General features: G+C 59.5%; 25 protein-coding genes. 9 read left to right on the top strand and 16 right to left on the bottom strand.

Annotated elements, in window-relative coordinates:
• Position 1 precedes the first annotated feature (1 nt).
• From fdhD to yrfG, 3 genes are all read right to left on the bottom strand, one after another.
• Complete coding sequence (gene fdhD / locus OGL93_RS07035) at positions 2-829, bottom strand: formate dehydrogenase accessory sulfurtransferase FdhD (protein WP_263261758.1); 828 nt, start codon at positions 827-829, stop codon at positions 2-4.
• 92 nt (positions 830-921) lie between these two features.
• Entirely contained in the window at positions 922-1,809 is an 888-nt protein-coding gene (locus tag OGL93_RS07030; RefSeq protein ID WP_263261756.1) for a LysR family transcriptional regulator, read from the bottom strand.
• Positions 1,810-2,499, bottom strand: a complete 690-nt coding sequence (yrfG, locus tag OGL93_RS07025; protein ID WP_263261755.1) for a GMP/IMP nucleotidase — start codon at positions 2,497-2,499, stop codon at positions 1,810-1,812.
• Positions 2,500-2,585: 86 nt separating this feature from the next.
• On the opposite strand from yrfG, the gene nudE reads away from it, so the two are divergent.
• Positions 2,586-3,152, top strand: coding sequence for an ADP compounds hydrolase NudE (gene nudE / locus OGL93_RS07020; protein WP_263261754.1), 567 nt, complete (start codon positions 2,586-2,588; stop codon positions 3,150-3,152).
• A 17-nt stretch (positions 3,153-3,169) separates the two neighbouring features.
• Entirely contained in the window at positions 3,170-3,988 is an 819-nt protein-coding gene (gene cysQ, locus OGL93_RS07015) for a 3'(2'),5'-bisphosphate nucleotidase CysQ (protein WP_263261952.1), read from the top strand.
• A 93-nt stretch (positions 3,989-4,081) separates the two neighbouring features.
• Here the strand turns inward: cysQ and OGL93_RS07010 are convergent, their stop codons facing one another.
• From OGL93_RS07010 to rfbB, 6 genes are read right to left on the bottom strand one after another with little or no spacing between them, the layout of a single operon-like run.
• Entirely contained in the window at positions 4,082-5,476 is a 1,395-nt protein-coding gene (locus OGL93_RS07010; protein ID WP_263261752.1) for a sigma-54 dependent transcriptional regulator, read from the bottom strand.
• Positions 5,473-7,278 carry an ATP-binding protein gene (locus OGL93_RS07005; protein ID WP_346659636.1) on the bottom strand — a complete coding sequence of 602 codons (1,806 nt, stop codon included), beginning with the start codon at positions 7,276-7,278 and terminating at the stop codon, positions 5,473-5,475. The genes OGL93_RS07010 and OGL93_RS07005 overlap by 4 nt, the downstream gene beginning before the upstream one ends.
• A gap of 35 nt (positions 7,279-7,313) precedes the next feature.
• Complete coding sequence (gene rfbD, locus OGL93_RS07000; RefSeq protein ID WP_263261750.1) at positions 7,314-8,192, bottom strand: dTDP-4-dehydrorhamnose reductase; 879 nt, start codon at positions 8,190-8,192, stop codon at positions 7,314-7,316.
• Positions 8,189-8,737 (bottom strand): dTDP-4-dehydrorhamnose 3,5-epimerase, encoded by a 549-nt coding sequence (rfbC, locus tag OGL93_RS06995; protein WP_263261749.1) that lies wholly within the window; start codon positions 8,735-8,737, stop codon positions 8,189-8,191. Before rfbC ends, rfbD begins: the two co-directional genes overlap by 4 nt.
• Positions 8,734-9,606: a glucose-1-phosphate thymidylyltransferase RfbA gene (gene rfbA / locus OGL93_RS06990; protein WP_263261748.1), complete on the bottom strand. Its 873-nt coding sequence runs from the start codon at positions 9,604-9,606 to the stop codon at positions 8,734-8,736. Before rfbA ends, rfbC begins: the two co-directional genes overlap by 4 nt.
• On the bottom strand, positions 9,603-10,685 hold the full coding sequence (rfbB, locus tag OGL93_RS06985) for a dTDP-glucose 4,6-dehydratase (RefSeq protein WP_263261747.1): 1,083 nt from the start codon (positions 10,683-10,685) through the stop codon (positions 9,603-9,605). The genes rfbA and rfbB overlap by 4 nt, the downstream gene beginning before the upstream one ends.
• Positions 10,686-10,877: 192 nt before the next feature.
• On the opposite strand from rfbB, the gene OGL93_RS06980 reads away from it, so the two are divergent.
• The 6 genes from OGL93_RS06980 (at position 10,878) to OGL93_RS06955 (ending at position 19,136) form a co-directional block, all read left to right on the top strand.
• Entirely contained in the window at positions 10,878-13,781 is a 2,904-nt protein-coding gene (locus OGL93_RS06980) for an aminotransferase (protein WP_263261745.1), read from the top strand.
• A 355-nt stretch (positions 13,782-14,136) separates the two neighbouring features.
• Positions 14,137-15,243 carry an agmatine deiminase gene (gene aguA / locus OGL93_RS06975; RefSeq protein WP_263261743.1) on the top strand — a complete coding sequence of 369 codons (1,107 nt, stop codon included), beginning with the start codon at positions 14,137-14,139 and terminating at the stop codon, positions 15,241-15,243.
• A gap of 621 nt (positions 15,244-15,864) precedes the next feature.
• Positions 15,865-17,142, top strand: coding sequence for an OprD family porin (locus OGL93_RS06970; RefSeq protein ID WP_263261741.1), 1,278 nt, complete (start codon positions 15,865-15,867; stop codon positions 17,140-17,142).
• 154 nt (positions 17,143-17,296) lie between these two features.
• On the top strand, positions 17,297-17,923 hold the full coding sequence (locus OGL93_RS06965; protein WP_263261739.1) for a glutathione S-transferase family protein: 627 nt from the start codon (positions 17,297-17,299) through the stop codon (positions 17,921-17,923).
• 29 nt (positions 17,924-17,952) lie between these two features.
• Positions 17,953-18,369: a hypothetical protein gene (locus OGL93_RS06960; RefSeq protein WP_263261738.1), complete on the top strand. Its 417-nt coding sequence runs from the start codon at positions 17,953-17,955 to the stop codon at positions 18,367-18,369.
• A 23-nt stretch (positions 18,370-18,392) separates the two neighbouring features.
• Complete coding sequence (locus OGL93_RS06955; RefSeq protein ID WP_263261737.1) at positions 18,393-19,136, top strand: alpha/beta hydrolase; 744 nt, start codon at positions 18,393-18,395, stop codon at positions 19,134-19,136.
• Positions 19,137-19,234: 98 nt separating this feature from the next.
• On the opposite strand, the gene OGL93_RS06950 is transcribed toward OGL93_RS06955, so the two are convergent.
• Complete coding sequence (locus tag OGL93_RS06950) at positions 19,235-19,789, bottom strand: DinB family protein (protein ID WP_263261736.1); 555 nt, start codon at positions 19,787-19,789, stop codon at positions 19,235-19,237.
• 97 nt (positions 19,790-19,886) lie between these two features.
• On the opposite strand from OGL93_RS06950, the gene OGL93_RS06945 reads away from it, so the two are divergent.
• Positions 19,887-20,117: a hypothetical protein gene (locus OGL93_RS06945; RefSeq protein ID WP_263261735.1), complete on the top strand. Its 231-nt coding sequence runs from the start codon at positions 19,887-19,889 to the stop codon at positions 20,115-20,117.
• Between the two features lie 114 nt (positions 20,118-20,231).
• On the opposite strand, the gene OGL93_RS06940 is transcribed toward OGL93_RS06945, so the two are convergent.
• The 6 genes from OGL93_RS06940 to OGL93_RS06915 all read right to left on the bottom strand — a co-directional run bounded on the left by OGL93_RS06940 (position 20,232) and on the right by OGL93_RS06915 (position 26,094).
• A complete protein-coding gene (locus tag OGL93_RS06940) occupies positions 20,232-20,618 on the bottom strand; it encodes a hypothetical protein (RefSeq protein ID WP_263261734.1) in 387 nt (128 codons plus the stop codon).
• A 521-nt stretch (positions 20,619-21,139) separates the two neighbouring features.
• The gene (locus OGL93_RS06935; RefSeq protein WP_263261733.1) at positions 21,140-23,656 is read right to left on the bottom strand and encodes a DEAD/DEAH box helicase; all 2,517 of its coding nucleotides are present in this window, start codon (positions 23,654-23,656) and stop codon (positions 21,140-21,142) included.
• A 3-nt stretch (positions 23,657-23,659) separates the two neighbouring features.
• The gene (locus tag OGL93_RS06930; RefSeq protein ID WP_263261732.1) at positions 23,660-24,586 is read right to left on the bottom strand and encodes a DUF1837 domain-containing protein; all 927 of its coding nucleotides are present in this window, start codon (positions 24,584-24,586) and stop codon (positions 23,660-23,662) included.
• Positions 24,587-24,767: 181 nt separating this feature from the next.
• Positions 24,768-25,379 carry a tyrosine-type recombinase/integrase gene (locus OGL93_RS06925; protein ID WP_263261731.1) on the bottom strand — a complete coding sequence of 204 codons (612 nt, stop codon included), beginning with the start codon at positions 25,377-25,379 and terminating at the stop codon, positions 24,768-24,770.
• Positions 25,319-25,729: a hypothetical protein gene (locus OGL93_RS06920; RefSeq protein WP_263261730.1), complete on the bottom strand. Its 411-nt coding sequence runs from the start codon at positions 25,727-25,729 to the stop codon at positions 25,319-25,321. The genes OGL93_RS06925 and OGL93_RS06920 overlap by 61 nt, the downstream gene beginning before the upstream one ends.
• A 17-nt stretch (positions 25,730-25,746) precedes the next feature.
• On the bottom strand, positions 25,747-26,094 hold the full coding sequence (locus tag OGL93_RS06915; protein WP_263261729.1) for an integrase arm-type DNA-binding domain-containing protein: 348 nt from the start codon (positions 26,092-26,094) through the stop codon (positions 25,747-25,749).
• Between the last annotated feature and the right edge of the window lie 124 nt (positions 26,095-26,218).

The following is a 26,218-nucleotide window of genomic DNA, read 5'->3' as shown; positions in this document are numbered from 1 at the left end:
GTCAAATCTCCATCGCGGGGCTGTACACCCGCGGGGCACTGTGGTGCGGCAAATGTATGAGGTTCAAATGGTGCTGGCGCGCCCACTGGCAGGCGAGGCCGGTGGGGGCCGAGAAGCTGACGAGGGTGTGAATCCCCGCGCGCAGCATTTTCTGGATGAGTTCCAGGCTGCAACGGCTGGTCATCACCACTAATCCGCCACGGGTATCGATGCGTTGGCGCAGCAGGGCACCGATCAGTTTGTCCAAGGCGTTGTGACGGCCGATGTCTTCGCGAGCCAGCAGCAGTTCGCCTTGGCCGTTCATGAAGCCTGCGGCGTGAACGGCACCTGAATGTTGCGCCAAGGGTTGGAGGTCGCTGATGCGCTGGCGCAGCCCTTCCAGCCAGGCCGCCGGCGGCAAGGGTGCCGGGGCGAGCACTGGCAGCTCGGGCAGTGCCTGGTCTACTGCTTCCACACCACACAGGCCGCAGCCGCTGGTGCCCGCAAGCTGCCGGCGGTGGTCCTTGAGGGCCCAGAAGGCTCGGCTGGAAATCTCGACGTGGGCGTGCCGGGCGGCGTCATCGCCCTGGATCTGAATGTCGAAAACGTCTTCGATGCCGGAGACGATGCCGCTGGCGACGCTGAAGCCGACCACGAAGTCTTCCAGGTCTCGGGGGCTGACCAACATCACCGCCTGGCTGACTCCGTTGTACGCCACCGCCAGGGCCACCTCCTCGGCCAGCGCGGCACGAGCAGGCTCGCTACCGTCCAGGGCTGCATAGCCGTAGTCCTGGCTGGCGGACGGCACGGCGTCGGCAGTCGCCAAGGGCGCTGAGTGCGGGGCGGGCATGTGTAGGTACCGGCAGTTTGGTTCATGGAGCCTATGCCGGGTGGGACTGGCCGTCTAATCGCTTATTCCGATTCGCTGATAGATGGCGTCGATCAGCCTCCGGCGCTCATGCTCTGGCAATAGGTGAAGCAAGCTTGTGCCAGAGGTGAACGGGGCGCCGTCCGGCGCATGATCAGACCCAGGCTGGCGAGCGTTTGCGCCTGTTCGATCGGCTGTAGGCGCAAGTGCTCGGTGAGCGCTTCCAGGCCGCCATGCAGGGGCATGATTGCGCAACACAGGCCCCCATGCACCGCCTGCAACAGCTGGTGCACGGCGTCCGTTTGCAGCAGCGGCCGGGGGCGCAGGCCTCGGCTATGGAATGCATGGTCGATGGACTGGCGAAAATGCATTCCGCTGGTGAGCAGGCCCAAGGGCAGCTCGTTGATCGCCTCCCAGCTCAACGGCGCCTCGCCGAACTGGTAATGGCGTTGGTCATGGAGCAAGCCCATGCGGGTTTCGCTGAGCGGCAGCGATTCGAACTGGGACGGGTCGAGCCGATCCAGGTAAGACACGCCCAAATCCAGCTGGTTGCTGGCCAGCTGTTCAAGCAGTTGGTCCGAACTCAGCGAGCTCAGTTCGAAGCGCAACTCAGGGTGCAAGCTATGCAAGCCGCGCAGCAAGGGCACCGGGTCGAAACTCGACAACGGCACCACCCCCAGGCGCAGCGTCCCTACCAAGTGCCCGCGGCAGGCGGCGGCTTCGGCCTGCAGGCCGTCGTAGGCAGCCAGCACCGTGCGCGCCCAGGCCAGAATGCGCTCGCCCGGCGGGGTGAAGCCTTCAAAGCGCTGGCCACGGTTTACCAGCGGGAGGTCGAGTTCTTCCTCGAGGTTGCGCAGGCGCATGGACAATGTGGGCTGGGTAATGTGGCAGCGGGCCGCGGCCTGGCCGAAATGCCGTGTTTCATCCAGTGCCACCAGGAACTTGAGCTGCTTGATGTCCATTCAGGCCCCTTGTTGGCGCGCCACGCCGGCCAGGCCAGCCAGCAGCTCACGAAAGTCCTCGACCGCTTCGAACTCCTCGGTGTTCTTGCGCCCTTTGCGGCTGTCCGGTTCGCTTACCGCCAGCAGGTGGCCAATGCCATAGGCGCGCGCGCTGCGCAGGATGGGCAAGGTATCGTCGATGAACAGGGCACGGGCAGGGTCGAAGGCCAGGTCGGCCTGCAGCGCGTCCCAGAACTGCGCCGCTTCCTTCGGATAGCCGTAGTCGTGAGAGGTGATCAGCCGGTCGAACCAGGGTGCCAGGGCAATCCGCTCGAGCTTGAGCGACAGCGAATCGCGATGGGCGTTGGTGATCAGCACCAGGCGCTTGCCAGCGCCCTTGACCGCCTCAAGGAAGGTATCGGCATGCGGCCGCAGGGCGATCAGCTCGGCAATCTCGTGCTTGAGCTCGAGGATCGGCAGGTTCAGCTCGCGGCTCCAGAAGTCCAGGCAATACCAGTTGAGCTGGCCGGCATGCGTTTCGAATAACGGCCGCAGCTCCAGCTCCGCCATGGCCAGGCTTACCCCGTGCACGTCGGCGTAGCGCTGCGGCAGATGGTGCAGCCAGAAGTGATTGTCGAAATACAGGTCCAGCAACGTGCCGTCCATGTCGAGCAGGACGGTGTCTATTTCGGGCCAGGCTAAAGCAGGCATCGGAGGGCTCCCGGGCAGCGGAAAACAAGCTCAGCGTGGGCGCAAGCCAAGGTATAGTAACCCGTTCAAGCCAAGGAGCCGCCCCTATGCGCCACAAACCCACCGTACTGGCTCGTGAGATCGTCGCCAGCAGCCGTATCTTCCGGGTCGAGCAAGTGCAATTGCGCTTCGCCAACGGTGCCGAACGCACCTACGAACGGCTGGTAGGGCATGGCGGTGGCCATGGGGCGGTGATGATCGTGGCGATGGCTGATGCCGAACATGCGCTGTTGGTGGAGGAGTACTGCGGCGGCACCGAAACCTACGAGCGTTCGCTGCCCAAGGGGTTGATCGAGCCGGGGGAGGACGTGCTGGCGGCCGCGAACCGCGAGCTGAAGGAAGAAGCCGGCTTCGGCGCGCGCCAGCTGGAACACCTCACCGAGCTGTCCTTGTCGCCGGGTTACATGAGCCAGAAAATCCATGTGGTGCTGGCCACCGACCTCTTCGAGGAACGCCTTGAAGGCGATGAGCCTGAACCCATGCGGGTGGATAGGGTCAACCTGCGCGAGCTGGCCGAGCTGGCCCGTAATCCAGACTTCACCGAAGGGCGGGCGTTGGCTGCGCTGTACCTGGCGCGTGATCTGTTGATTCAGCGTGGGGTATTGAGCCTGTGACCTTTCCCCATCCACTGATGGAAGGCGTGCTGGCCGTCGCCCGCGACGCCGGCGCCGCCATTCTGCCGTTCTGGCGCGCCGGGGTTGCGGTGACCGCCAAGGCGGATGACTCACCGGTGACTGCCGCCGACCTGGCCGCCCATGATGTGATAGTCGCCGGGCTCACGCGTCTGGCACCGGCCATCCCGATCCTATCGGAAGAAGACTGCGACCTTCCGTTGGCCCAACGCGAAGGCTGGCAACAATGGTGGCTGGTCGACCCACTGGACGGCACCAAGGAGTTTATTTCCGGCAGCGACGAATTCACCGTGAACATCGCATTGGTGGCCGCAGGCAAGGTGGTCTTCGGCGTGGTGGCCATGCCGGTCACCGGCCGTTGCTGGTGGGGCGGGGCGGGGCTCGGTGCTTGGCGCTGCGACACGGGCCAGGAGGCGCTGCCGATCCAAGTGCGTTCGGCCCCACCGGCGGGCGAAGCCTTTACGGTGGTAGCGAGCCGGCGGCACTCTAGCCCGCAACAGGAGCGTCTGCTGGTCGGCCTGGGGGAAGCGGTAGGGGACCTGCAATTGACTAGCGTAGGTAGCTCGCTCAAGTTCTGCCTCGTTGCCGAAGGCGCGGCCGATTGTTACCCGCGCCTGGCGCCAACCTCCCAATGGGATACCGCCGCCGCCCAGGGTGTGCTGGAGGGCGCTGGCGGCGAAGTGGTAGATACCCAAGGGCAACCCTTCGAGTACCCCGCCCGGGAAAGCTTGCTGAATGGGCATTTTCTGGCGTTGCCGGCCGAAGCGCCATGGCGTGCTGCGCTGTTGGCGTTGTGCGCTGACGCTATCCCCTCCTAGCAGCCCAAAGTCCCGCACCAAACCCTGTGGGACCGGGCAGAGCCCGGGAACGGTCGGGTCATTGGAGTGGTGGGCGGTAGCAGCATCACGGGGTCAGTCATTCTCCTCGCCGCTGCCCACGCTCAACCCATGCTTGCGCAGCTTGTCGTGCAGCGTCTTGCGGGGAATGCCCAGTGCTTCGGCCAGGCTGCGCAATGAGGTATGGCCGCGGGCCATTTCAGCACTGATCAGCTGCCGCTCGAATGCCTCGACCTGTTCGCTCAAAGGGCCGCTGGCGGTGGTTTCGGTGGTGCCCAGTGCGAGGCTCGGATCGCCCCCGGGGGCATCCAGCGCCAGGTCCAGGCCTAGGGCGAAGCGCTCGGCGGCGTTTTGCAGTTCGCGCACGTTGCCTGGCCAGCCATGGCGCAGCAGCGCGCCGCGCTGGGCAGGTTGCAGGGCTTGCGCCGGCAACCCGTGGCGTTCGGCGGCGGCCCCACTGAAGTGCTCGAACAGGGTGACGATATCTTCGCCTCGTTCCCGCAGCGCGGGGATGCGTAGAGGCGCGACGTTCAGGCGGTAATAGAGGTCAGCGCGGAAGCGGCCCTGGTCGGCTGCCTGGCGCAGGTCTTCCTTGGTGGCGGCGATCACGCGGATATCCAGCGGGATCTGCTGGTTGCCGCCCAGCCGCTCCACCACCCGCTCCTGCAACAGGCGCAGCAGCTTGACCTGTACGTCCAGGCTCATGCTTTCGATTTCATCGAGGAACAAGGTGCCGCCGTTGGCAAACTCGAACTTGCCGATGCGGCGCTTCTGCGCGCCGGTGAAAGCTCCGGGCTCGTGGCCGAACAACTCGCTTTCGACCACCGATTCGGCCAGGGCCCCGGCGTTGATAGCCACGAACGGGCCGCTGCGCCGGCTGGAAAGGTCATGCAGTGCCCTGGCCACCACTTCCTTGCCCGCCCCGGTTTCCCCGAGGATCAGCACATCGGCGCGAGTGGCCGCGAGGGCGCCGATCTGCTCCCGCAGCCGCGTCATGGAAGGGCTTTGCCCCACCAGCCGAGCACCCAGCGCCTGACGATCGCTCAGCGCCAGGCGCAGGCTGCGGTTATCCAGCACCAGCTGGCGATGGCTAAGGGCACGGCGCACGCCGTCGAGCAGGGCATCACTGGGAAAAGGTTTTTCCAGGAAGTCATACGCTCCGGCGCGCATGGCCTCCACCGCGAGGGGGACGTCACCGTGGCCGGTGATCAACAACACGGGCAGCTCTGGATCGGCAGCGTGCAACTGGCGCAACAGCGTCAGGCCATCGACGTTCGGCATGCGGATGTCCGACACCACCACCCCATGCCAGTCGCGGCCAATGCGCGCCGGAAGGCCACTGGCATCTTCGAGCGCCAGTACCTTGAGCCCGGCCAGGTCCAGGGTTTGACCGAGGGCCTGGCGCAAGTGTGGGTCATCGTCAATCAGCACTACGTCGGTGCGCGCATCCAGTACAGCTGGGCTTGTCATGCCAGGTCCTCGGGAGGTTGCGGGCTTACGCCGGGTGTCGCGGGCCTCAGCCGCAGGGTCAGCAGCGCTCCGCCCTGCGGGTGGTTAGCCAGCAGCAGCTCGCCGCCGAGCGCGCGCATCAGCGTATCGCAGATTGCCAGGCCCAGGCCAAGCCCTTGGGTGCGGGTTTTGGTGGTGAAAAAAGGCTCCCGCGCATGGGCCAGCGCCTCGCTGCTGAACCCCGGGCCGTTGTCGCGGATAAACAGGCTTATCCCTTCGGCGGACTTTTCTGCGCTCAACCAGATTCGCCTGGGGTTGGCTTTCTCGGTCAGCGCATCCAGCGCATTGGCCAACAGGTTTCCCAGCACCTGGCGCAGCCGTGTTTCCCCGGCCTGCACCCAAAGAGGGGCGTCCGGCAGGTCGCGGATCAGTTCCACATCCATCGCTCGGCGGCGTTTGGCCAGCAGCGCCAAGGCGTCCTCCAGGGCCGGTTGCAGGGCCACACTCTCTGGGGCGTGACGGTCGCGCCGGGCGAAGGCCCGCAAGTGGGCAATGATCGACGCCATGCGCGCGGTCAGCTCGCTGATCGCCTTGAGGTTGCCGCGGGCGTCTTCGGTGCGTTGGTGGTCGAGCAGCACGCCGGCATTGTCGGCGTAGCTGCGGATGGCCGCCAGGGGCTGGTTCAATTCGTGACTGATGCTCGCGCTCATGGTGCCCAGCGCTGACAGCTTGCTGGCCTGCACTAACTCGTCCTGGGCCTGCACCAGCTTTTGCTGGGCCTGTTCACGCTCGAGCACTTCCTGGCGCAGCCGGCTGTTGAGCTTTTCCAAGGCGCTGGTGCGCTCGCTTACCCGGACCTCTAGCTGCTGGCGCGCCCGTGCCTCGAAATCAATGCGGTCCAGGTAGTTGCGCCGTCGTTGCATCATCAGGCCAAGCATCAGGATCAGTGCAAGCAAGGCTGCTCCGCCCACGGCGACCACAGTGCGTACCGGGCGGTCGATAAGGCTACGCGGGGCCAACAGATTGACCGTCCAACCGGTTTCACCAATGAAGCGGCTTTGGCTGAGCCAGCCGGCGCTGCCCAGGTCAAGCATGCCGCGGCTCCCGGCAGGGTATGGCTGGTTGGCCGCGATGGCCGCGCGCTCTACCTCGCTCAGTTGGCGAGTTGTGCGGTAGCGCCACTCTGGCCTCGAGGTGAGGATCACTACCCCGTATTGGTCGGTCACCACCAGTTGCTCGGGCGTACGCCCCCAAAGGGTCTCGGTGTGGTCCAGGTCGACCTTCACCACTAGCGCGCCCAGGGTTTCGTCGCCGTCTCGCACCCCGGCCGCGAAGAAGTAACCGCGCTTGCCCGAGGTAGTACCCAGACCAAAGAAGCGCCCTAGATGCCCGGCGATGGCGTCGTTGAAATACGGCCTGAAGGCGAAGTTGCGCCCTACGAAGCTGTCTTTATGGTCCCAGTTCGAAGCCGCCAACGTATTGCCCGCAGGGTCCATCAGGTACATTACTTCGGCGCCGGTCTGCTCGCAGATGTTTTTCAGCAAGTGGTTGGCCGCGCTTTGCAGCTGTGGGTCTTCCGGGTGGGCCAATAGCTGGCGCAGTGCGGGCAGGTCGCCGAGGATCGGCGGCAGCACCTCGTAGCGGCGCAGTGTGCCGAGCAGGTTGGCTACATACAGGTCGAGGGTCTGTCGGTTCTGGCCGACCAGTTCGCTGCGGTAATAACGGTCCGCCAGCTGCTGCAAGGGGAGCAGCAGTGGGGCCAGGCATAGGGCCAGGAGCGCGAGGTTGCGCCAGCGTGGGCGGCGGGGAAGGGCGGGTTTGATCATCCCGGCATCTTACTCCACCCGCCGCACGGCGGTTACGCTTCGGCCAGGCAGGCCAGCAGCGCGCTGTGCCAGGCCGCCTGATGCACGCCCCACTGTTGTTCCAGCTTGCTGCAGTCGAGCCGCGAGTTCAGCGGCCGCTTGGCGGGGGTCGGATAGTCGCTTGAGGGGATCGGTATCAGGTTGGCGCAGGGTTTACCGGCGGCGAGCAGTTGCTCGCCGATGGCCTGAGCGAAGCCGAACCAGGAGGTTTCGCCGCTGGAAGTCAGGTGGTACACGCCCCAGTCTCCCGCTTGCCCGGCCCGCCAGCGCTCTATCAACTGCACCGTGCTCTCGGCAATGGCGCCGGCCCAGGTGGGCGCGCCCAACTGGTCGGCAACGACCTTGAGCTCGGGCTTTTCCTGCAGCAGCCGCTGCATGGTCAGTAGAAAGTTGCGCCCATGGGCCGCATAGACCCAGCTGGTGCGCAAAATGAGGTGTTCGCCCCCGACCGCTTCAATTGCCTGCTCACCGGCCAGCTTGCTCTGGCCATAAACGCCAAGCGGCCCGGTAGGGTCGGTCTCGACATAGGGCGTGGCTTTGCTGCCGTCGAACACGTAGTCGGTGGAGTAGTGAATCAGCGGCACCTGCAGGCGCGCGGCTTCTTCAGCAAGCACGCCAGGGGCGATGGCGTTGATGGCGAAGGCCAGGTCCGGCTCGGCTTCGGCCTTGTCCACGGCGGTGTGCGCCGCCGGGTTGATGATCAGCCCGGGGCGCAGCGCCTGTACCTGCTCGCGAATGGCGTGGGGCTGGGTCAGGTCCAGGGTGCTGCTACCCAGGACCTGCAGGTTAACCTTAGGCCCCAGGCGACGTTGCAATTCGGTGCTTACCTGCCCGTTGGCGCCGATCAGCAGCACGTTCAGCGGGCCGCTCATGGGAACAGGTCCGCCTCTGCCAATGCCTTGCCCTGCTGGTCTTTGGCGGACAGCTTCGGCTCGAGGCCGCCCAACTGCCAGTCGATGGCAAGGGTTGGGTCGTCCCAAGCAATGCAGCGTTCGGCGGCCGGGTTGTAGTAGTCAGTGGTCTTGTAGAGAAAATCCGCCGACTCGCTGAGCACCACAAAGCCGTGGGCAAAGCCTTCGGGTATCCACAGCTGGCGCTTGTTTTCTTCCGACAGGATCACCGCCACGCTCTGGCCGAAAGTCGGTGAGCTGCGGCGGATGTCCACGGCGATATCCAGCACCTCGCCGCTGGTCACTCGCACCAGCTTGCCTTGGGGGTTTTGCAGCTGATAATGCAAGCCGCGCAGCACGCCCCGTTGCGAGCGTGAGTGGTTGTCCTGCACGAAGGCCACCTGGCGGCCGGTGATCTGCTGGAACTGGCGCTCGTTGAAGCTTTCAAGGAAGAACCCGCGGTCATCCCCGAACACTTTGGGGTCGAGAATCAGTACATCAGGGACGTTGGTCGTTACTACATTCATCGGGCTTCTCTTGCCAGAGCAAACAGGTATTGGCCATAGCCGGTCTTGCCAAAGGCATTGGCACGCACCAGCAATTGTTGCTGATCGATCCAGCCGTTCATGTAGGCGATCTCTTCCAGGCAAGCGACCTTAAGCCCTTGGCGGTGTTCGACCGTCTGCACATATTGCGACGCTTCGAGCAGGCTGTCGTGGGTGCCGGTATCGAGCCAGGCGAAGCCTCGGCCGAAGCGCTCCACATGGAGATCGCCGCGGGCCAGGTAGGCATTGTTCACGTCAGTGATTTCCAGCTCGCCGCGCGGCGAGGGTTTCACCTCGCGGGCTATCCGCACCACGTCGTTGTCGTAGAAGTACAACCCGGTCACCGCATAGCTGGACTTTGGAACCGCAGGCTTTTCCTCGATGGACAGCGCACGCCCGGCTTCGTCGAAGTCGATCACCCCGAAGCGCTCTGGGTCCTTGACCCAGTAGCCAAATACCGTTGCCCCGCTAGGCCGGGCTACCGCCCGTTGCAGCTGGTCGGAGAAGTGCTGGCCGTGGAAGATGTTGTCGCCCAGGATCAGGCACACCGGGCTTTGCCCGATGAACTCCTCGCCAATCAGGAATGCCTGGGCAAGGCCATCCGGCGAAGGCTGCTCGGCATAACTGATATGGATGCCAAACTGGCTGCCGTCACCGAGCAGTTGGCGGTATTGAGGCAGGTCCAGCGGGGTGGAGATGACCAGCACTTCGCGGATGCCGGCGAGCATCAGCACCGAAATGGGGTAATAGATCATCGGCTTGTCGTAGATCGGCAGCAGTTGCTTGGACACGCCTAGGGTGATCGGGTGCAAGCGCGTGCCGGACCCCCCTGCCAGTACGATCCCTTTCATGCAATCAGGTCCTTGTGTTCGCTGAAGCCCAAGCGCTCGCGCTGATAGCTGCCATCCTGCACGCGGCGGCACCAGTCGAGGTTATCCAGGTACCACTGCACCGTCTTGCGCAAGCCGGTCTGGAACGTTTCCTGTGGCACCCAGCCCAGTTCGCGTTCGATCTTGCCAGCGTCGATGGCGTAGCGCAGGTCGTGGCCGGGGCGGTCCTTCACGAAGGTAATGAGGTCGGCATAGTGGGCAACACCTTCGGGCCTGGCGGGCGCCAGCTCTTCGAGCAACGCGCAGATGCCACGTACCACGTCAATGTTCTTTTGTTCGTTGTGTCCGCCAATATTGTAGGTTTCGCCCACTTCGCCACGGGTCACCACTTCGAGCAGAGCGCGCGCATGGTCTTCCACGAATAGCCAATCCCGCACCTGCTGGCCATCCCCATACACTGGCAAGGGCTTGCCTTCCAGGGCGTTGAGGATCACCAAGGGAATGAGCTTCTCGGGGAAGTGGTACGGGCCGTAGTTGTTCGAGCAGTTGGTGACTACCACTGGTAGGCCATAGGTGCGGTGCCAGGCGCGCACCAGGTGATCGGAGGCCGCCTTGCTGGCCGAATAAGGCGAGCTCGGCGCATAGGGCGTTGTCTCGGTGAACAGGTCGTCCACCCCGTGCAGGTCGCCGTAGACCTCGTCGGTCGAGATGTGGTGGAAGCGAAACGCTTCCCGCACTGGGGCGCTGAGCCCTGCCCAAAAAGCGCGTGTCGCTTCCAGCAGCGCGTAGGTGCCCACGATGTTGGTCTGGATAAACGCCGAGGGGCCGTCGATGGAACGGTCTACGTGGGATTCCGCCGCCAGGTGCATGATCGCCTCGGGCTCGAAGCGGGCCAGCACCTTGGCGATGGCAGGTTGGTCGGCGATGTCTGCCTGAACGAATTCATAGCGCGTGTTGGTAGCGATGCTCGCCAGGGATTCGAGGTTGCCCGCGTAGGTCAACTTATCGACGTTGAGCACCTCGTGGTCAGTGTGTGCAATGAGGTGCCGCACGAGGGCAGACCCGATAAAGCCGGCGCCGCCAGTGATGAGAATTCGCATGTGTGTGCGCCTTTTTTCCTTAAGTCGCTGCGGATAAATGGGGTACTGTGTGGGCATCGGCGGCCTGGCGCAAGCCCTGAAGCGCATTACTTCGCCGTGCCTTCATCGCTTGCAGTGTAGGCGGCGCAGACGGGGTTGCTAATCCATCGGCATCGTGGCGATATTGGCGCCTAAAAAGCCGAGGGCCCCCTGATGTCGCTCCATGAGTTGATCCAGCGTTCCAGCCTGCCTAACCCTGAGCTGTCTGCGACCGATGCCCGTCGCGTACTCCTCGAGCATTACGCCATCGAAGGCGAATTGCAGCCCCTCGGCAGCCAGCAAGACCTGAATTTTCGCGTTGAGAGCGCTGCCGGGCGCTTTGTGCTCAAGGCGTGCCACGGTAGTTACGGCTTCGATGAGCTGCAAGCCCAGCATGCCGCGCTTGAGCACCTGGCCCTTGAAGGGTTGGCCGTACCGAAGGTGGTACCGACCCTCGCTGGCGAGCAGCTGCTGAGCTTGACGATCAGCGGGCAGGCGCTTCACCTGCGTGTGCTTGAGTATCTAGATGGCGAACCGCTCACGCGGCGGCCGCACCTGGGGCGGGAGCTTCGGTCTGCCATGGGGCGCCTATGTGCCCAGGTGGGCCGCGCGCTGGCTGGCTTCAGCCACCCTGGGCTCGAACGCACACTGCAATGGGACCCACGCTACGCTGCGGCCTTGATCGAGCAGCTGCTGCCGGTATTGGCCGAACAGCCCGAGCGCCTGGCTCAGGTACGTCATGCAGCCGAGCAGGCGCAAGAGCGCCTGGCCGAGCTGATAGCCGAGCTGCCCAGCCAGGCTGTGCATCTGGACCTGACCGATGACAACACCTTATGGCAGCGCAATGCGCAGCGCGGCTGGGCCCTTAAAGGCATCATCGACTTCGGCGACCTTACCCACACCTGGCGGATCGCTGACCTTAGCGTGACCTGCGCAGGGCTGTTGCACCATTGCGAAGGCGATCCCTTTGGCATCCTGCCCGCGGTTATCGCTTACCAGCAGGCCAACCCACTGACCGAGGCCGAACTGCGTGCACTGTGGCCGCTGATCGTCAACCGGGCGGCAGTACTGGTGCTGAGCACCGCCCGGCAGTTGAAGCTGAACCCGAACAACAGCTATCTGCTGAACAACGCCGCCCACGAGTGGGAGGTCTTCGATGTTGCGCTCAGCGCGCCGCTGCAATTGATGGAAAGCGCCATTCTGGCGGCAGCCGGGTTCGCCCCGCCGCCTGCCCGCATAGGCGCGTTGGAGCGGCTGTTGCCCGGGCTTGCGGCGGAGGACGTGAACTGTCTCGACCTGGGTGTGCTCAGCCCGCTTTGGCAGGCAGGCAACTGGCAAAAAGCTGATGCGGTTGAACAGCAACTGGCGGCGGCCCTGCCAGGTCATGGCGCCGCCTCCACGCGCTACGGAGAGTACTGCCTGGCGCAGACTCGCCCAGACACTCCTGCCGAGCCGGAGACCTTCGCCTTGCATGTGGAGTTGCTCCTCGCTGCCGAGCAGGCGCTGGTCGCGCCTTTCGACGGGGCGTGGGCCGCTGAGAGCGGTGCGTGGGTGTTGCGTGGTGACGCTTGGATGCTGCACCTGGACGGCCCTGGGATCACCGCACAGGCGGGTCAGTTTGCCGCCGGCCAACCACTGGGCCAGGCCAGTGGCCGCTTGCGGGTGCAGCTCATGCAGGCCGGCACCTGTGCACCGCTATTCACCACGCCTTCCCGAGCAGCCGCGTGGCAAACCTTGTGCCCGTCGCCGGCTGGCTTACTCGGCTGGGCCTGTGACGCACCGCCCCAGCAGGATCCGCAGGCCTTGCTGGCGCGCCGAAACGCCAGCTTCGCCCGCTCGCAGAAGCACTATTACCAAGCGCCGCCGCGCATCGAGCGGGGCTGGCGCAACCACTTGATCGACATGCAAGGGCGTTCTTACCTGGACATGCTCAACAACGTGGCGGTGCTCGGCCATGGCCATCCGCGGATGGCGCAGGTCGCGGGCCGCCAGTGGTCGCTGCTCAATACCAACTCACGCTTTCATTACGCTGCGCTGGCGGAATTCTCCGAGCGGCTGCTGGAGCTGGCGCCCCCTTCGATGGATCGGGTGTTCCTGGTCAATAGCGGCAGCGAGGCCAATGACCTGGCGATCCGCCTGGCCTGGGCCTACAGCGGCGGCCGAGACCTGCTCAGTGTGCTGGAGGCATACCACGGCTGGACAGTCGCCACGGATGCGATCTCCACTTCCATCGCCGATAACCCCAAGGCCCTGGAAACCCGCCCGGAATGGGTACATCCCGTGGTGGCGCCCAATACCTATCGAGGCGCCTTCCGGGGCCCAGGCAGCACTGCCGATTACCTGCGCAGCGTAACCGATACGCTAATGCGCCTCGGCGCTCAAAAGCGGCAGGTAGCGGGGTTCATCTGCGAGCCGGTGTATGGCAATGCCGGCGGTATCGCTTTGCCGCCCGGTTACCTAGAGCAGGTTTACGCGCAAGTGCGGGCTCGTGGCGGCGTGTGCATCGCCGACGAAGTGCAAGTGGGCTACGGGCGCCTGGGTACGCACTTCTGGGGGTTCGAGGAGCAAGGTGTGGTCCCGGACATCATCACCATGGCCAAAGGCATGGGTAACGGCCACCCGTTGGGGGCGGTCATCACCCGGCGAGAGATCGCCGAAGCGCTAGAGGCCGAAGGCTATTTCTTCTCCTCGGCAGGCGGCAGCCCAGTCAGTTGCCAGATCGGCATGGCCGTGCTGGACGTGATGCAAGAGGAGGGTTTGTGGGAGAACGCCCGGGTAACAGGGGGCTATTTCCGCCAGCGGTTGGACGAACTCGTGGCGCGCTTCCCGCTTGCCGGCGCGGCCCATGGCTCGGGCTTTTACCTGGGCCTCGAGCTGGTGCGAGATCGCGCCACGCTAGAGCCTGCCACGGAGGAAACCGCGCTGTTGTGCGAGCGCCTGCGTGAGTTGGGTATTTTCATGCAGCCAACGGGTGATTACCTCAACATCCTCAAGATCAAGCCACCGATGTGCACCACGCGCCAGAGCGTGGACTTCTTTATCGACAGCGTGGCCAAGGTGTTGGCGGAAGACCTGTAGCCGCAGGCTTGCTCGCGACCAGGCGCACGCTGGTATGAGGCCGAACGCGGGCGAGCCAGGGAATTACGTTCGGATTTAAACCGATTTTTATCGGCATTTAAATCCTATGGTATGCTGTCAGCTCGCCTATGTCTGCTTTCAAATCCGATTAATATCGGCTATAAAGATCACCCAACGTACAAGGCCGATCTGGCGCCAAAGTGCCAAGCTCGATGAAACCGAGGAAGGCGTCCTGGTTCAAAGCTTTGACCTGGATAAGCCTGAGCACACCTGCAGTGCCTGGGGCACCTTCCGCGATCGCAGGCCTAATTTCTGGCCCGATCAAAACCTTCGATGGATCGCTGGAGTCCTGACTATGACAACCCTCGCTAGCACACCCCGCGCAGATGGCTTCCATATGCCCGCCGAATGGGCGCCGCACAGCCAGATCTGGATGATCTGGCCGGAGCGCGCAGATAACTGGCGGCTCGGTGGCAAGGCCGCGCAGGCGGCCCACGTGGCCTTGGCGCGTGCTATCGCACGCTTCGAGCCGGTGACCGTAGCCGTCTCGGCGGCACAATACGAAAATGCGCGTGCTCGCCTGGACGTGCCCAATATCCGCATCGTCGAAATGAGCAGCGACGACGCCTGGATGCGCGACACCGGCCCCACCTTCGTGATCAATGACAGCGGCGAAGTGCGTGGCGTGGATTGGACCTTCAACGCTTGGGGTGGCTTTAATGGCGGGCTGTATAGCCCTTGGAACCGGGATGACCAGGTCGCCAGCAAGGTATTGGAGCTTGAACGCTACGCGCGCTATCGCACTGAAGGCTTCGTGCTCGAAGGCGGCTCTATCCATGTCGATGGCGAAGGCACGGTGATCACCACCGAGGAGTGCTTGCTCAACGCCAACCGCAACCCGCACCTTGATCGTGCCGAAATCGAAGCGCTGCTGGCGGACTACCTCAACGTCAGCAAGGTTGTGTGGCTTCCCCACGGCTTGTTCAATGACGAAACCGACGGCCATGTGGATAACTTCTGTTGTTACGTCCGCCCCGGTGAAGTGTTACTGGCGTGGACAGACGACCCACAAAATCCTAACTACAGCCGCTGCCAGGAAGCCTTGCAGGTATTGGAGAACACAACGGACGCCCAAGGCCGCTCCTTTGTAGTGCATAAAATGCCTATTCCAGGGCCGCTATTTGCGACAGCAGAAGAGTGCGAAGGGGTGGATATCGCCGCGGGTAGCCAGCACCGGGACCCCTCGGTGCGGTTGGCTGGTTCCTACGTGAACTTCCTGATCGTCAATGGCGGGATCATCGCTCCTAGTTTCTCCGAAGCCACGGATGACGCGGCCCGGGAGATATTGCAGCAGGTGTTCCCGCAGCACGAAGTGGTCATGGTGCCCGGCCGAGAGCTGTTGCTTGGTGGTGGCAACATCCATTGCTTGACCCAGCAGCAACCTGCCCCGAGCCATCGCTAGCCATTACTAAGCGCTGCCCAGTGAAAAAGCCCAGCGGCTTGCCGTTGGGCTTTTCTGTATCCACAACGCTACTCTTCGGTGCGCTGGCATAGGTTTTGTATCATTATGTTCAGCAGGAATGGCAGCGCAGGTTCGCCTTTCTGTAGTGAAAAAAACCTGGCTTGTGCCCTACGTTGAACCGGGGATGTTGTGATGAATGCAGTCAGAGAGGTAGTGCCCCAAGGTAACAACGATACGTCGCCGCAATTACCGGCCCAGCACTCCAAAACCAAGGGGAGCGGGGGCGGCAGGGGGGTAGATCCACGGCGAGTCATCGCTGACCGCTACCCTGCGGGCCTAATCAGCGATGATGAACTTGAAGCGCTGTTAGGCCTTCCTAAAGCTTGAACTCCATCGGCCATTGGCCGTTCGCTTCGGGCAGGACGCCCGGGTGAAATCCTCCGCTATCGCCCGCTTTACTCCTTTTCGTAGTTTGACGCCCTCCGTTATCGCTCCCTAGCATCCGGCCCGCTGCGGCTGGCACGCCAGAGCCCGCGCCTGCGTCGCGAGCTTTCCTGGTGGCCTTGCTTGCCTGGCTACCGGGGCTGTAGCGCGTCTTTACTACGGCATAAGGAACGCAAGATGTTGAATTACCGCGTCAGCGCACTTGCACTCGGGCTTTGCACCGCTACCCACGCCATGGCCAGCGAGCAATCCCAAGCACAGGGTTTTATAGAAGACAGCCGCCTTAACTTGCTGCTGCGTAACGCCTACATGAACCGCGACTACAAACACGGCATTGAGGATCGCGCCGAGTGGGGGCAGGGGGTTATTGCCAACTTCAGCTCCGGCTTCACTCAAGGCACCGTGGGCGTAGGTGTCGATGCCTTTGGCCTGTATGCCTTGCGTTTGGACGGGGGTAGCGGGCGCAGCGGCTCGGGCGGTATCGATTTCTTCAAGCAAGACAGCCACGGCAATGCCAAGCACGACCTGGCGCGCATGGGCGCCGCGATCAAGTTCCGTGTGTCCAACACCGAACTGCGGTACGGCGAGATGATGCCCGCGCTGCCGGTACTCAACCATGAAGACACCCGGCTGCTGCCTGAAAGCTTTACAGGGTACCTAGTGACGTCTCGGGAGCTGGAAGGGCTGGAGCTCAATGCTGGCCATTTCACTGCGCAAACCCGCGAAAGCGCCGAAGGCACTGACAGTGGCGGGTTAAAGCGGGTCGATGTCTTCGGGGGCAGCTACCGTTTCAACGAGAACTTCAACGCCTCGCTCTACACCTCCGATGTTCAGGACCGGGTGAAAAAGCAATACCTGGGCATGACCTATGTAATGCCGTTGGCCATGGACCGTTCGCTGGCGTTGGACTTCAACGGCTACCGTTCGCATCTGGACCAGGCATACGCCAACCGCCTTGAAACCGGGCAAAACAACAAGATCTGGAGCTTAGCTGCCACCTACGCCACGGGCCCGCATTCGCTGACCCTCGCCCACCAGCGCAGCAGCGGCAGCACGGGCTATAACTATGGCGGTTATGCCAAGCACGACGGGATTGGCGACGGTGGCTCAAGCATCTTGCTGGCTAACTCCTACTGGTCCGATTTCAATGCCGAGGACGAGCGTTCATGGCAGTTGGCCTATGGGCTGAACTTCGCCTCCCTTGGCGTTCCTGGCTTGAGCTACAACGTTGCCTACGTGCGCGGGGATAACATCCGCACCAACGACGGCTCCGGAACCGAGCGTGAATGGTTCAACCAGCTGCAATACGTCGTACAAGCAGGGGCGGCCAAGGACCTGACAGTGCGCTTGCGCAACTCTTTCCTGCGCACGTCTACGAACGTTCGCGATGCCGGCTATAACGATGACGGCAGCGAGGTACGGCTGTTCGTGGAATACCCTCTCAGCCTGCTCTAAGTAGGGCTTTAAGCCCGCGTCATGATGCGGGCTTATTTCCATCGAGGGCTTGGCTTCGAAGTCCGCCAGCCTCGGCGCCGATATAACCCCTGGCCGGTCTAGCGGCTCTGGTGCTGTAATAGGCCCACTTTGCCAGCCACCGCAGGGCGTCCCAATGCTGAAGGTTCTCGGCCGAACTTCATCGATCAACGTGCGCAAGGTGCTGTGGGCCTGCACTGAGCTGCAGTTGCCCACAACCCGCGAGGAAGACTGGGGCGCGGGCTTTCGCTCACCCACCGCGCCGGAATTCCTCGCGCTTAATCCAAACGCGCAGATCCCGGTATTGATTGATAAGGATTTCGTGCTGTGGGAATCCAACAGCATTGTTCGCTACCTGGCCAACGCCTATGGCGGCGAGCGGCTGTATCCCCAGGCTGCCCGCGAGCGCGCGAGGGTGGACCAGTGGCTGGATTGGCAAGCGAGTGAACTGAACCCTTCCTGGGGGTACGTGTTCCATTCGCTGGTGCGCAAGAACCCGGCTTATCAAGACGCGACAGCACTGCGCGAGGGCCAGCAGCGTTGGTGCGCGGCTATGGCCATTCTTGAACAGCAACTGCAACGCACCGGCGGATTTGTGAGCGGCGAGCAGTTCAGCCTGGCCGATATCGTTATTGGGCTGTCTGTGAACCGCTGGTTTGGTACTCCCTTCGAACGCCCGGACCTGCCGGCCGTCAACGCCTACTACGCGCGGCTGGCCGAACGCGAAAGCTTCTTCCTGTTCTGCGGGGCGCAGCAGCCCTGACGCCGTTTTCCAACCAAGGAAGGTTACCGATGCTACCGCTGCTAAGCGCCGCCGCCTTGCTGGAGATTGCCCAGCACTGCGCAACGATCGAACTGCCTTGCAATTGCAGCGCCCTACCGCCCGGTTGGGCGGGCTGGCCAGTTAGCCTGCGCGAAAACCAACTGGTGCAAATCGGTACCCTGGCCCAGTTCGAGGAAGAAGACGCCACCCTGGACGAATTTCACCCGGACGGCACCTATTATTGGTCACCCGGGGCGCCCATTGCCCCGCGTTTTTATCCCTACAACCAATGCGGGCTATGGCAGTGCAACCGCTGCCAGCGCGCATTTTTGCGCTACAACGACGACGGTGCCTACCACAGCGAGGCGCGCATCCGCAGGCTCTCGCCGGAATTGATCGTCGATGCTGGGCACCCCTTCAACGGGCGTTATCGCCCCCAGCCTTGATCGCCTGACAAAAGGACATCCGCGTGACCGACTTGGTACTTATCCACGGGCTGATCGGCACCTTGCGCGATCTGCCGCCGTTGTTTCATCAGTGGGGCATTACGGCACATGCGCCGGACCTGCTTGGCTACGGGGCGCACGCCCAGGTTTCCCCGGCGGATGTGGGCCTATGGCAACAGGTTGAGCACTTGGAGCGCTGGCTCACCCAGCACGGACTGGAGCGGGTTCACCTGCTGGGTCATTCGGTGGGTGGCGCGGTCGCCATGCTGTTTGCACATCGCTATCCCCCGCGCGTCGCCTCGATCATCAACGTGGAGGGCAACTTCAGCCTCAACGACGCCTTTTGGTCCGCCAAAGTCGCGGCCATGAGCGCGGGCGAAGCGAGCGCGCTGCTCGCCGGTTACGCGGCCGACCCCGCCGGTTGGCTCGGGGGCGCCGGCATAACTGCCACCCCTGGCCAGCTCGCCCAGGCCAGGATGCTGTTGGCCAACCAGCCGGCTAGCACCGTACACGCTACCGCTGGCTCCGTGGTCGAAGTGACGGGAAATTCCGATTACACCACCAGCCTCAAGGCAGTATTCGATAGCGGCCCGCCAGTACACCTGATGGCAGGCGAGCGATCCGCCTCCGGCTGGGACCTGCCCCTCTGGGCGAGGCAACAGGCTGCCAGCTATACCCTGCTGCCCGGCGGGCACATGATGATGCTCGAAGACCCGCAGCGGTTCATGCAGGCGGTTGCCGGGTCAGTCACCGCTACGGCTGCGTAGGGTCGCCGTGGGATCGCCGTAGATCCCCGGCCGCGCTTGCGGGTGATACGAAAGCTGCGCTTTGTGGGAGTGGGCTTAGCCCGCGAACAGCCCCGGCATCAACGCCCAACATAGCGCCGCCACACCCGCGGCTCGTCCACGCCCAAGGCGCTGGCTTCCGGCTCCCGTGCCTCTCGGTCCTGATCCAGGAAAAACTCGTCCAATTGCGGCGGCTTGATCGGCGTGCCGCTCAACATCGCATGTACCTGCCCACGGTGGTGAATCTGGTGCTCGAACAGGTGCAGCAGCACCCGATCGATGCGCTCGTGCAGCAACCCCACCGGCCTCAGCAAACCCACTTCGCGCGACAGATCCTCGACCCGCAGCGCCTCACAGAACGTCACCAGGCGTTGGTCGCTTGCCGCCTGGCCAGCCACTAACTCCGCGAAGCCAAGCGCGGGTGCTGGCTCGCTGGTCTGTGCCTGCAGGTCCTCCTCCAGCGCCGCCAGATAGTAGAGATCCACATCAAGAATGTGGCTTAGCGTGCGCTGGATGGACGGGAAAAACCCGGTTCGGTCGGCAATATATTCGGCTTCACTCAGCCCAGCGCAAGCGCGCAGCAGTCGCCGATTGGCCCATTGATTGTTCAGCGCCTGCGCAAGGAAATAATTCATAAACCCCCCGGTTGCTGGCTTTCGACCCACTCAGCGTAGCCGCCCGCAACCCTAGCTTGGGGTGGGCGGTCTACCGGATATAGCAGAGGAGAGCAGCATGCAACGCTACGGCAACCTCAGCGGCCATTCAGGCGTGGTCGCGTATGAGCTGGGTGAAGGCTCGATCACCATCAAGTTCGCAGGCGATGGCTCGCCTTGCTACCTCTACAACGCTGACCGGCCAGGGCCGGAGGCAGTGGAGGAGATGCAGCGGCTGGCAAGGGCAGGCAAGGGGCTAGCGACTTATATCAGCCGCCATGTGGGAGACAAGTACGCCGAACGGCGCTAGCGTTGAAATTCACCTCAGCCCGTTACAGCCGTCACAACTCGCCTGGCGCCGGCTGCAGGGCAATGCGGAGGTCAAAAGAGGTAGCGCCTAAACGCTATTCCCCTTTACGGATTTCTATTTGGCAACCGCTGCTTGAGCACCGCTATAGAGCGCCAAGTGATTGGTAATGCACATGTCCATCGCCTCGATCAGAAACAGATTAGGCTTGTTGGCGATTGGAGGCACAACGCAACGGCTGGCAACCCGCTTCCCTAGCATTTCAGTGTCGATATAAATAACGTTGACTGGGGATTTATGCGGGTTTTCCTGTTCGGTAAAATATGCCCGCGTGTACTCTTTGTCGCCCGCGGTTTCATCCAGCACACTACTGTCTATCGGCGTGGTCAGCACGTCTCCTGCGGGCAGATCCTTGCGCGCCAAAAGCGCTACGCCAATCGGGCCGGTGAACGCGGTGAGGAGCGCATTCGAGCGCAACTGCGATTGCAAGTTTGCATAGGTCACAAAGTGCCGGACCTTGATTGCGGGCTGTTTATCGAGCAGCCTGTGCAGCCTCCACCCGCCCATTTCCCAGGAAGTGCTCAGGAGGCCGGCCAAGCGGATAGGTTGCTGCAGGGCAGCTATGAAAGGGGATGAGTTGCCGCAGTAGTTACACTGGTAAAACTAGGCATCCATCACATCGCTGTAACCGTACGAGCCGCCGGACGCTAATCGCACTTTGGGAGAACCACCACGGTGTGGCGTAGCCTTAAAGGTTCTGACTACCTGGGGTTGCTGTCAGCGACAGCGCTTTGCCCGATCTTTTTTACGCCTGTTGATAATTCGGGTCAAGGCTCGAATTTTGGAGAGTTCTGCGGCTGTGGATGAAAATTATGCACTGGTGGAAATCAGTGGTTTTCCACAGATAGTTGCTTGGGCTTTAGATTTTTAAGTGAGGTCCATTTCAGCAGGGCGGCTTTGCAGCCATGCTGAAATGGACCCTGATTGAAGAGGTCTAGGGCAATTCAGGATGGGCGTTACTGTTATTATCGTCCCAAAATACTTTTTAGCTCGTTCAGGCATAATTTCGGGAGGTCGATTGAGTTGATATTGAGTTTCGAAAGAGCTTCCAAATAATCTTCTACATCTACGGCGTCTGTGTTCCCGATGATTTTCTTCAGTCTAAGCGCAGTAAATCTTGAAAAGCCTACTGACATCAGCCCTAATTCAACTTTGTTACATGAGCCGAACTCTAGGAAGGTGTGGTAGGGAGCCTGTTGAGCGTCTTCTTTGGAGAATCCTCTTTCTAATAAAGCTAGCTCTAGAAGATCTTCGTATGCGCTAAGATATTTAACGAGCCTAAACCTTATTGCGCTTTCGATAACTTTCAACACTTGTCGAATTATTGAGGAGGCGCTTAATTTATTATCGTCGTCTCTGCGGATGTAATTTACGCGATCTTTGAGTATAGATCCGATGGATTTACCGGTAACCCAGTCGTGTGCGAGATTACATATAAGATTTCTATATTTTATAGAGTTTACTGGTGCATCCCAAGAAAAATACTCACAAACGAGATCCACAGCATTTGACATTCTTTCTTTTCCGCCAACCTCGAACGGATGCAAAAGCGAAAGATGGTCAATGCTCAGCACTCCAATCATATGGTTATAAATATGTTGGAGGTGGTCTGGTCTCAATGATCGATGGGCCTCAAGAATATCATAAGGAAGCGTAACCTCAAGTGATCTTATATGGATTAAGTTATCGTTGAAAATTTCGGCGGTGTCAGAGATGCTGTACTTCGCTGTTAGTTCCGTATCAGTTGACGTCATGCTTTCATGAAAAAGCTTACTAAATCCAGCTTCGGCTATCTCCTTTTCTTTTTCATCAGTTAGAGACTCGTTTATAAGCTCCTGAATAATTTTTCCCCCGTCACCCATAATTTTATCCATGGATGATTTTATTTCTTGTAGAGTATCGCCCTTGTACGATTCGTCCTCCCAACTTCCTGGTCTTATACACCATATGTTGCCATGGAACTCCTGGAGAAGTCTGCCGGCTCTTCCTGCTAGATTTAAGAAGTCCGATCGCAGCATTGGATTTTTGCCGCTGTACGGGTTGTCAATAACAATATGCTTTGCGGGAAGATTGACACCCTGCAATAGGGTGCTGGTACAACATATGTATTTGATTTCTCCAGATCGGAATAAATCTTCGATACCAGCCCTTACAATGGAAGGAATGTCTCCATAATGGAAAGCTACGCCGCTTTGCAGGCTTTTTACCAATCCGTGCTCTTCGTGGATCTCGCTTCTAATAAAACTGACAAATTCTTTAATGTTGTTGCTTGGTTCGAAATTTTTATTGAGTGAGGAAAGCTCGCTAGCTATTTTTTCGGCGTCACTGGGGTCGTTTGCAAATATTATTGTAGAGTCATCGTTCTTTGTTATCGCGTAGGCTAGATTTGCTCTTTGCTTGAAGATGCTGTCTCTAAAGCGGAAATTTACATGGCGCTCCCCGATTGTGATGTCAAATTTATTCGTGAGCAGCGAAACGTTAACCATGTTAGGCTTTTTGTTAACTTCGGAGATTAATAAAATATTCTGTGATACGGGTGAAACTGTTTCGGTGAAGAACTGCCCATTATCACTGCGTTTAAATAAATTTAGTAAGTATCCAGGGTTCTTTATGAGAGGGCTGGCAAACATAAGCGACGTTTTTGGATGTTTCGAAAGTGCGATTTCAACTGCATTGTGTAGTACTATCCCTCGATTCCCTTTTTGAATTTCATGCGCTTCATCCACGATGAGTGTGGAGATCTGTTGCGTGTTATTTTTTGGCTTTAAAAGGGTAAGAAGTCTTTCAGGTGTGAGAATATATACAATGCTTTTGAATTTCGATTCTGTTTCCAGCGGAAATGGCGCGGTTCGAACCGTCGTGTCATTTATGTTTTCACGCTGAAGTGTTTGCCGGATTCGGTTTGAAACTTCACTTATTAGAGCGCGTGTTGGTACTATGTATACAACGACCTTTTCTGTACAAGACTTTAATCGGCGCACTAGGTCTATGTTCAGGATAAATGATTTTCCTGCTGAAGTAGGTGCGGAGACACTTAAGGATGTTTGCTTTTGTAAGGCTTCTAAAAGCTTATATTGAAAATCCGTTAGAAGAATTCCCTCGTTGGTGGAATTTTCGGCCTCGCGTGCAACTCTTTCCAATGCAAGAGAAATAGGAATGCTGGGTCGTTCATCTTGCGTGTAACGACTGCGCAATAGTGTGCGTCCTGGAAAATTCCCTAGCCTAGAAAGTATGATGTCTGCTGCAGAAGTTATATCTATGGCGGATTCTTCGGTAGACTCTATAAGTCTACTCATTATTTCGTAAGACAGAATTAAATCGCTGGGCTCTTCGGATAGGGAAAGCGCCGAGGACACCCCAATAAGGCCTTTAATTTCGGCTTCTGTAATCGAGGCAGCGTTTATTGGAATTGGGAGTAGCGACTCTATGTTTAGCTTGTAAAGCTTTGCTATCTGGGGTTGAAATTCTTCGGCGATATTCATGGTTTAGTCTAGGGCTGCGTTGAATTCATCACGAAACTGCTGGACAGATGGAAATGGGAGGAAAAAAACTTCAAAATTAAGATGTTTTTTTTCAAAATCGCCAAACCTTGAGTTTAGTGCTTTAGATATGTTCTTGCTTTCGGTAAGTAGCATTTGGCGGAATTGACTAGAAAGATCGCTTTGTTTGATTTTATGGATGTTTTGATATTCTTTCCAATTGTAGCCGATTAGGCATGCGTGGTTGATGCGAGCCCCAGGACCAGGTTCGCCAAGCTTAATTAGATCAATAACTGCATTTTTTGTGTTTTCATCAGCATATTTGAAATGCTTTGTTATCATTGTAAATTCGTGCTTATATATTTCTTTATCGTGGAATTCGTTAATGCTTTTCAGTGCGGATGTAATGGCTCCATCAATCGAACTGTATAGTTTTGACTCGCCAAAGTAAAAGTCCACTAATTGATCTTTTTCGCACCAGCGCATATGGATACCGTCAGACCCGTTTGACTCCAAACGCCTATTCGTCTTTAATTCCATTTTTGCAACGATTTGAGGTGCTCTAAGAATTGCTTCTGTTAGGAAGAAAAGAAGTGTTTCGCCAGCCTCTCCAGTTTTGTCAGGATCATCCTCTGATATTTCTGGATGTCTAAATAACTTTCGTGCCTCTTTTGTTAGTTGTGCAGATTGTCTATTTGTTAGGGTTTCTGGCCTGTTTTTCGAGGCTATGCAATAGTCAATTATGTATTGGTAAAGTAGCTCGGCTAGGGCCTTGGACATTGGCCTACCGTTCCCGTCAAACTTTAGATGATGTATTCGAATATTTGCGTTTGCTTCATCTATTGTTTCGGTATGCTCAATTACGTCGATGCATGATTGATAGTCTAACTCATCTACTGAAACATAAAGCGACGAATCTTCTAGGCTGCTCAATTATATTCTTCCTTGATTCGTTAAGACCTTTTTACGGATATTTAATGCTCTTTATAACATTTAGATTTTTCGTTTCAATCTAAAGCCTTCATTTGCCTCATTCCGACTGAAGGGGTTTTGGGATCATAGCCTTGGGATGCGCTGGTGGCCAGTACTGTGCCATCCCTTCGCGGGTTCATCCCTACAGGAGCCTACCCGATACGCAGCGGACCGAGCCCGCGTTTGGGACTTTTCGCCGACTTAAGGGTGTAACTGTAGCGCCGCTACAGTCCGCAAACTCATGCGGCGTGACATGCTCTTGTCTATTCGCCTCAAGGTACCGGCTCCGCCAGTTCATGATCAGCTTGCGCTCCTCAATGAACTCTGCCTTGTGGATGTAAGCGGCGCGGACGTTGTTCCGCTCTTTGTGGCTCATCTGCCTTTCAATGGCGGTCTCGGACCACAGTCCTGATTCAATCAGCGCACTACAGGCCATCGAACGAAACCCATGCCCGCAGATTTCGGTTTTGGTGTCATAGCCCATTTTTCTGAGTGCACTGTTCACCGTGTTTTCAGACATGGGTTTCCAGGGCTTGGCATCGCCTGCAAACACCAGGTCGAATTTACCGCTGCGGGCGTGAATCTGTTCAAGCAGGGTCATGGCTTGCGGCGATAAGGGTACAAGGTGGATGTCTCCGGCCATCTTCGTCCCTCTTGTTGAAAAGGTTAACCCCGTCCAACGCTGGACGAGTGTCAGGTATCGCGCTTGAGGTCGAACTCGTTCCAGCGGGCGAAGCGCAGTTCGCTGGAGCATACGAACACATGCAGCGAGAGCATGACCGTCAGCCGAGTAAGTGCGCGGCCTTTGTAGGTGTCGATACGTTCCTGCAATTCAGGCAAACGCGATAAGGGTAGAGCAGGGCGGTGAACCACCCTTGGGGCTTTGATTAAACCTTCGAGGTCGTAAGCAGGGTTTGCGGTGATAAGCCGGAGGCGCTTTGCCTTGCGCATGATGCTCTGCAGATAGTTTTTTACCCTTAAAGCAACGTCGATCGTTCCGCGCTTCTTGATCGCTTCCAGGGGCTGCATGAGATCATGGGTGTCGAGGTCGACAATGGCGCGGGCGCCGATCAGCGGGAACACATGGGTTTTGAGGCGGCTCATCACTGTCTTGGAATGGCCTAAAGCCCACTTGGCCGACATTTCCGTATGCCAGTCGAGCGCAACGCTTTCAAAGGTTCCGCCTTGGCTTGGTGCTTGGTTTCTATAGGATCAATGCCATCCGCCAGCATTCGCTCGACGTCCAAGCGCTTGCGGCGAGCATCGGCGAGGCCAATGACGGGGTAGTTGCCGAACGAGGTCAGTCCTTCCCGTCCGTCAGGTTTGACGTAACGGAGCCGCCAGCCTTTGCGGCCATTGGATTGGACTAGGAGATAGAGGCCATAGCCGTCGAAAAGCTTGTAGGCGCGGTCTGTAGGTTTTGCCAAGCGGCAAGCTGCGTCGGGGAGTGGAGCTGTGGTGCGCGACATAAGGGTACTCCCTTTTATCGAAGTGACCTGTATCCCAAACTCTACCCTTAAAACGGTTGGAATCCACCAGTTTCTGACGGAAACCGATGGAACGCCAAAACGAAAAAACCCGCCAGAAGGCGGG

The organism is Pseudomonas sp. RIT-PI-S (genome assembly GCF_025642975.1).
Lineage (GTDB): Bacteria > Pseudomonadota > Gammaproteobacteria > Pseudomonadales > Pseudomonadaceae > Aquipseudomonas.
Note: the sequence above shows the minus strand (reverse complement) of the source record. Positions and strands in the feature narration are given on the sequence as shown.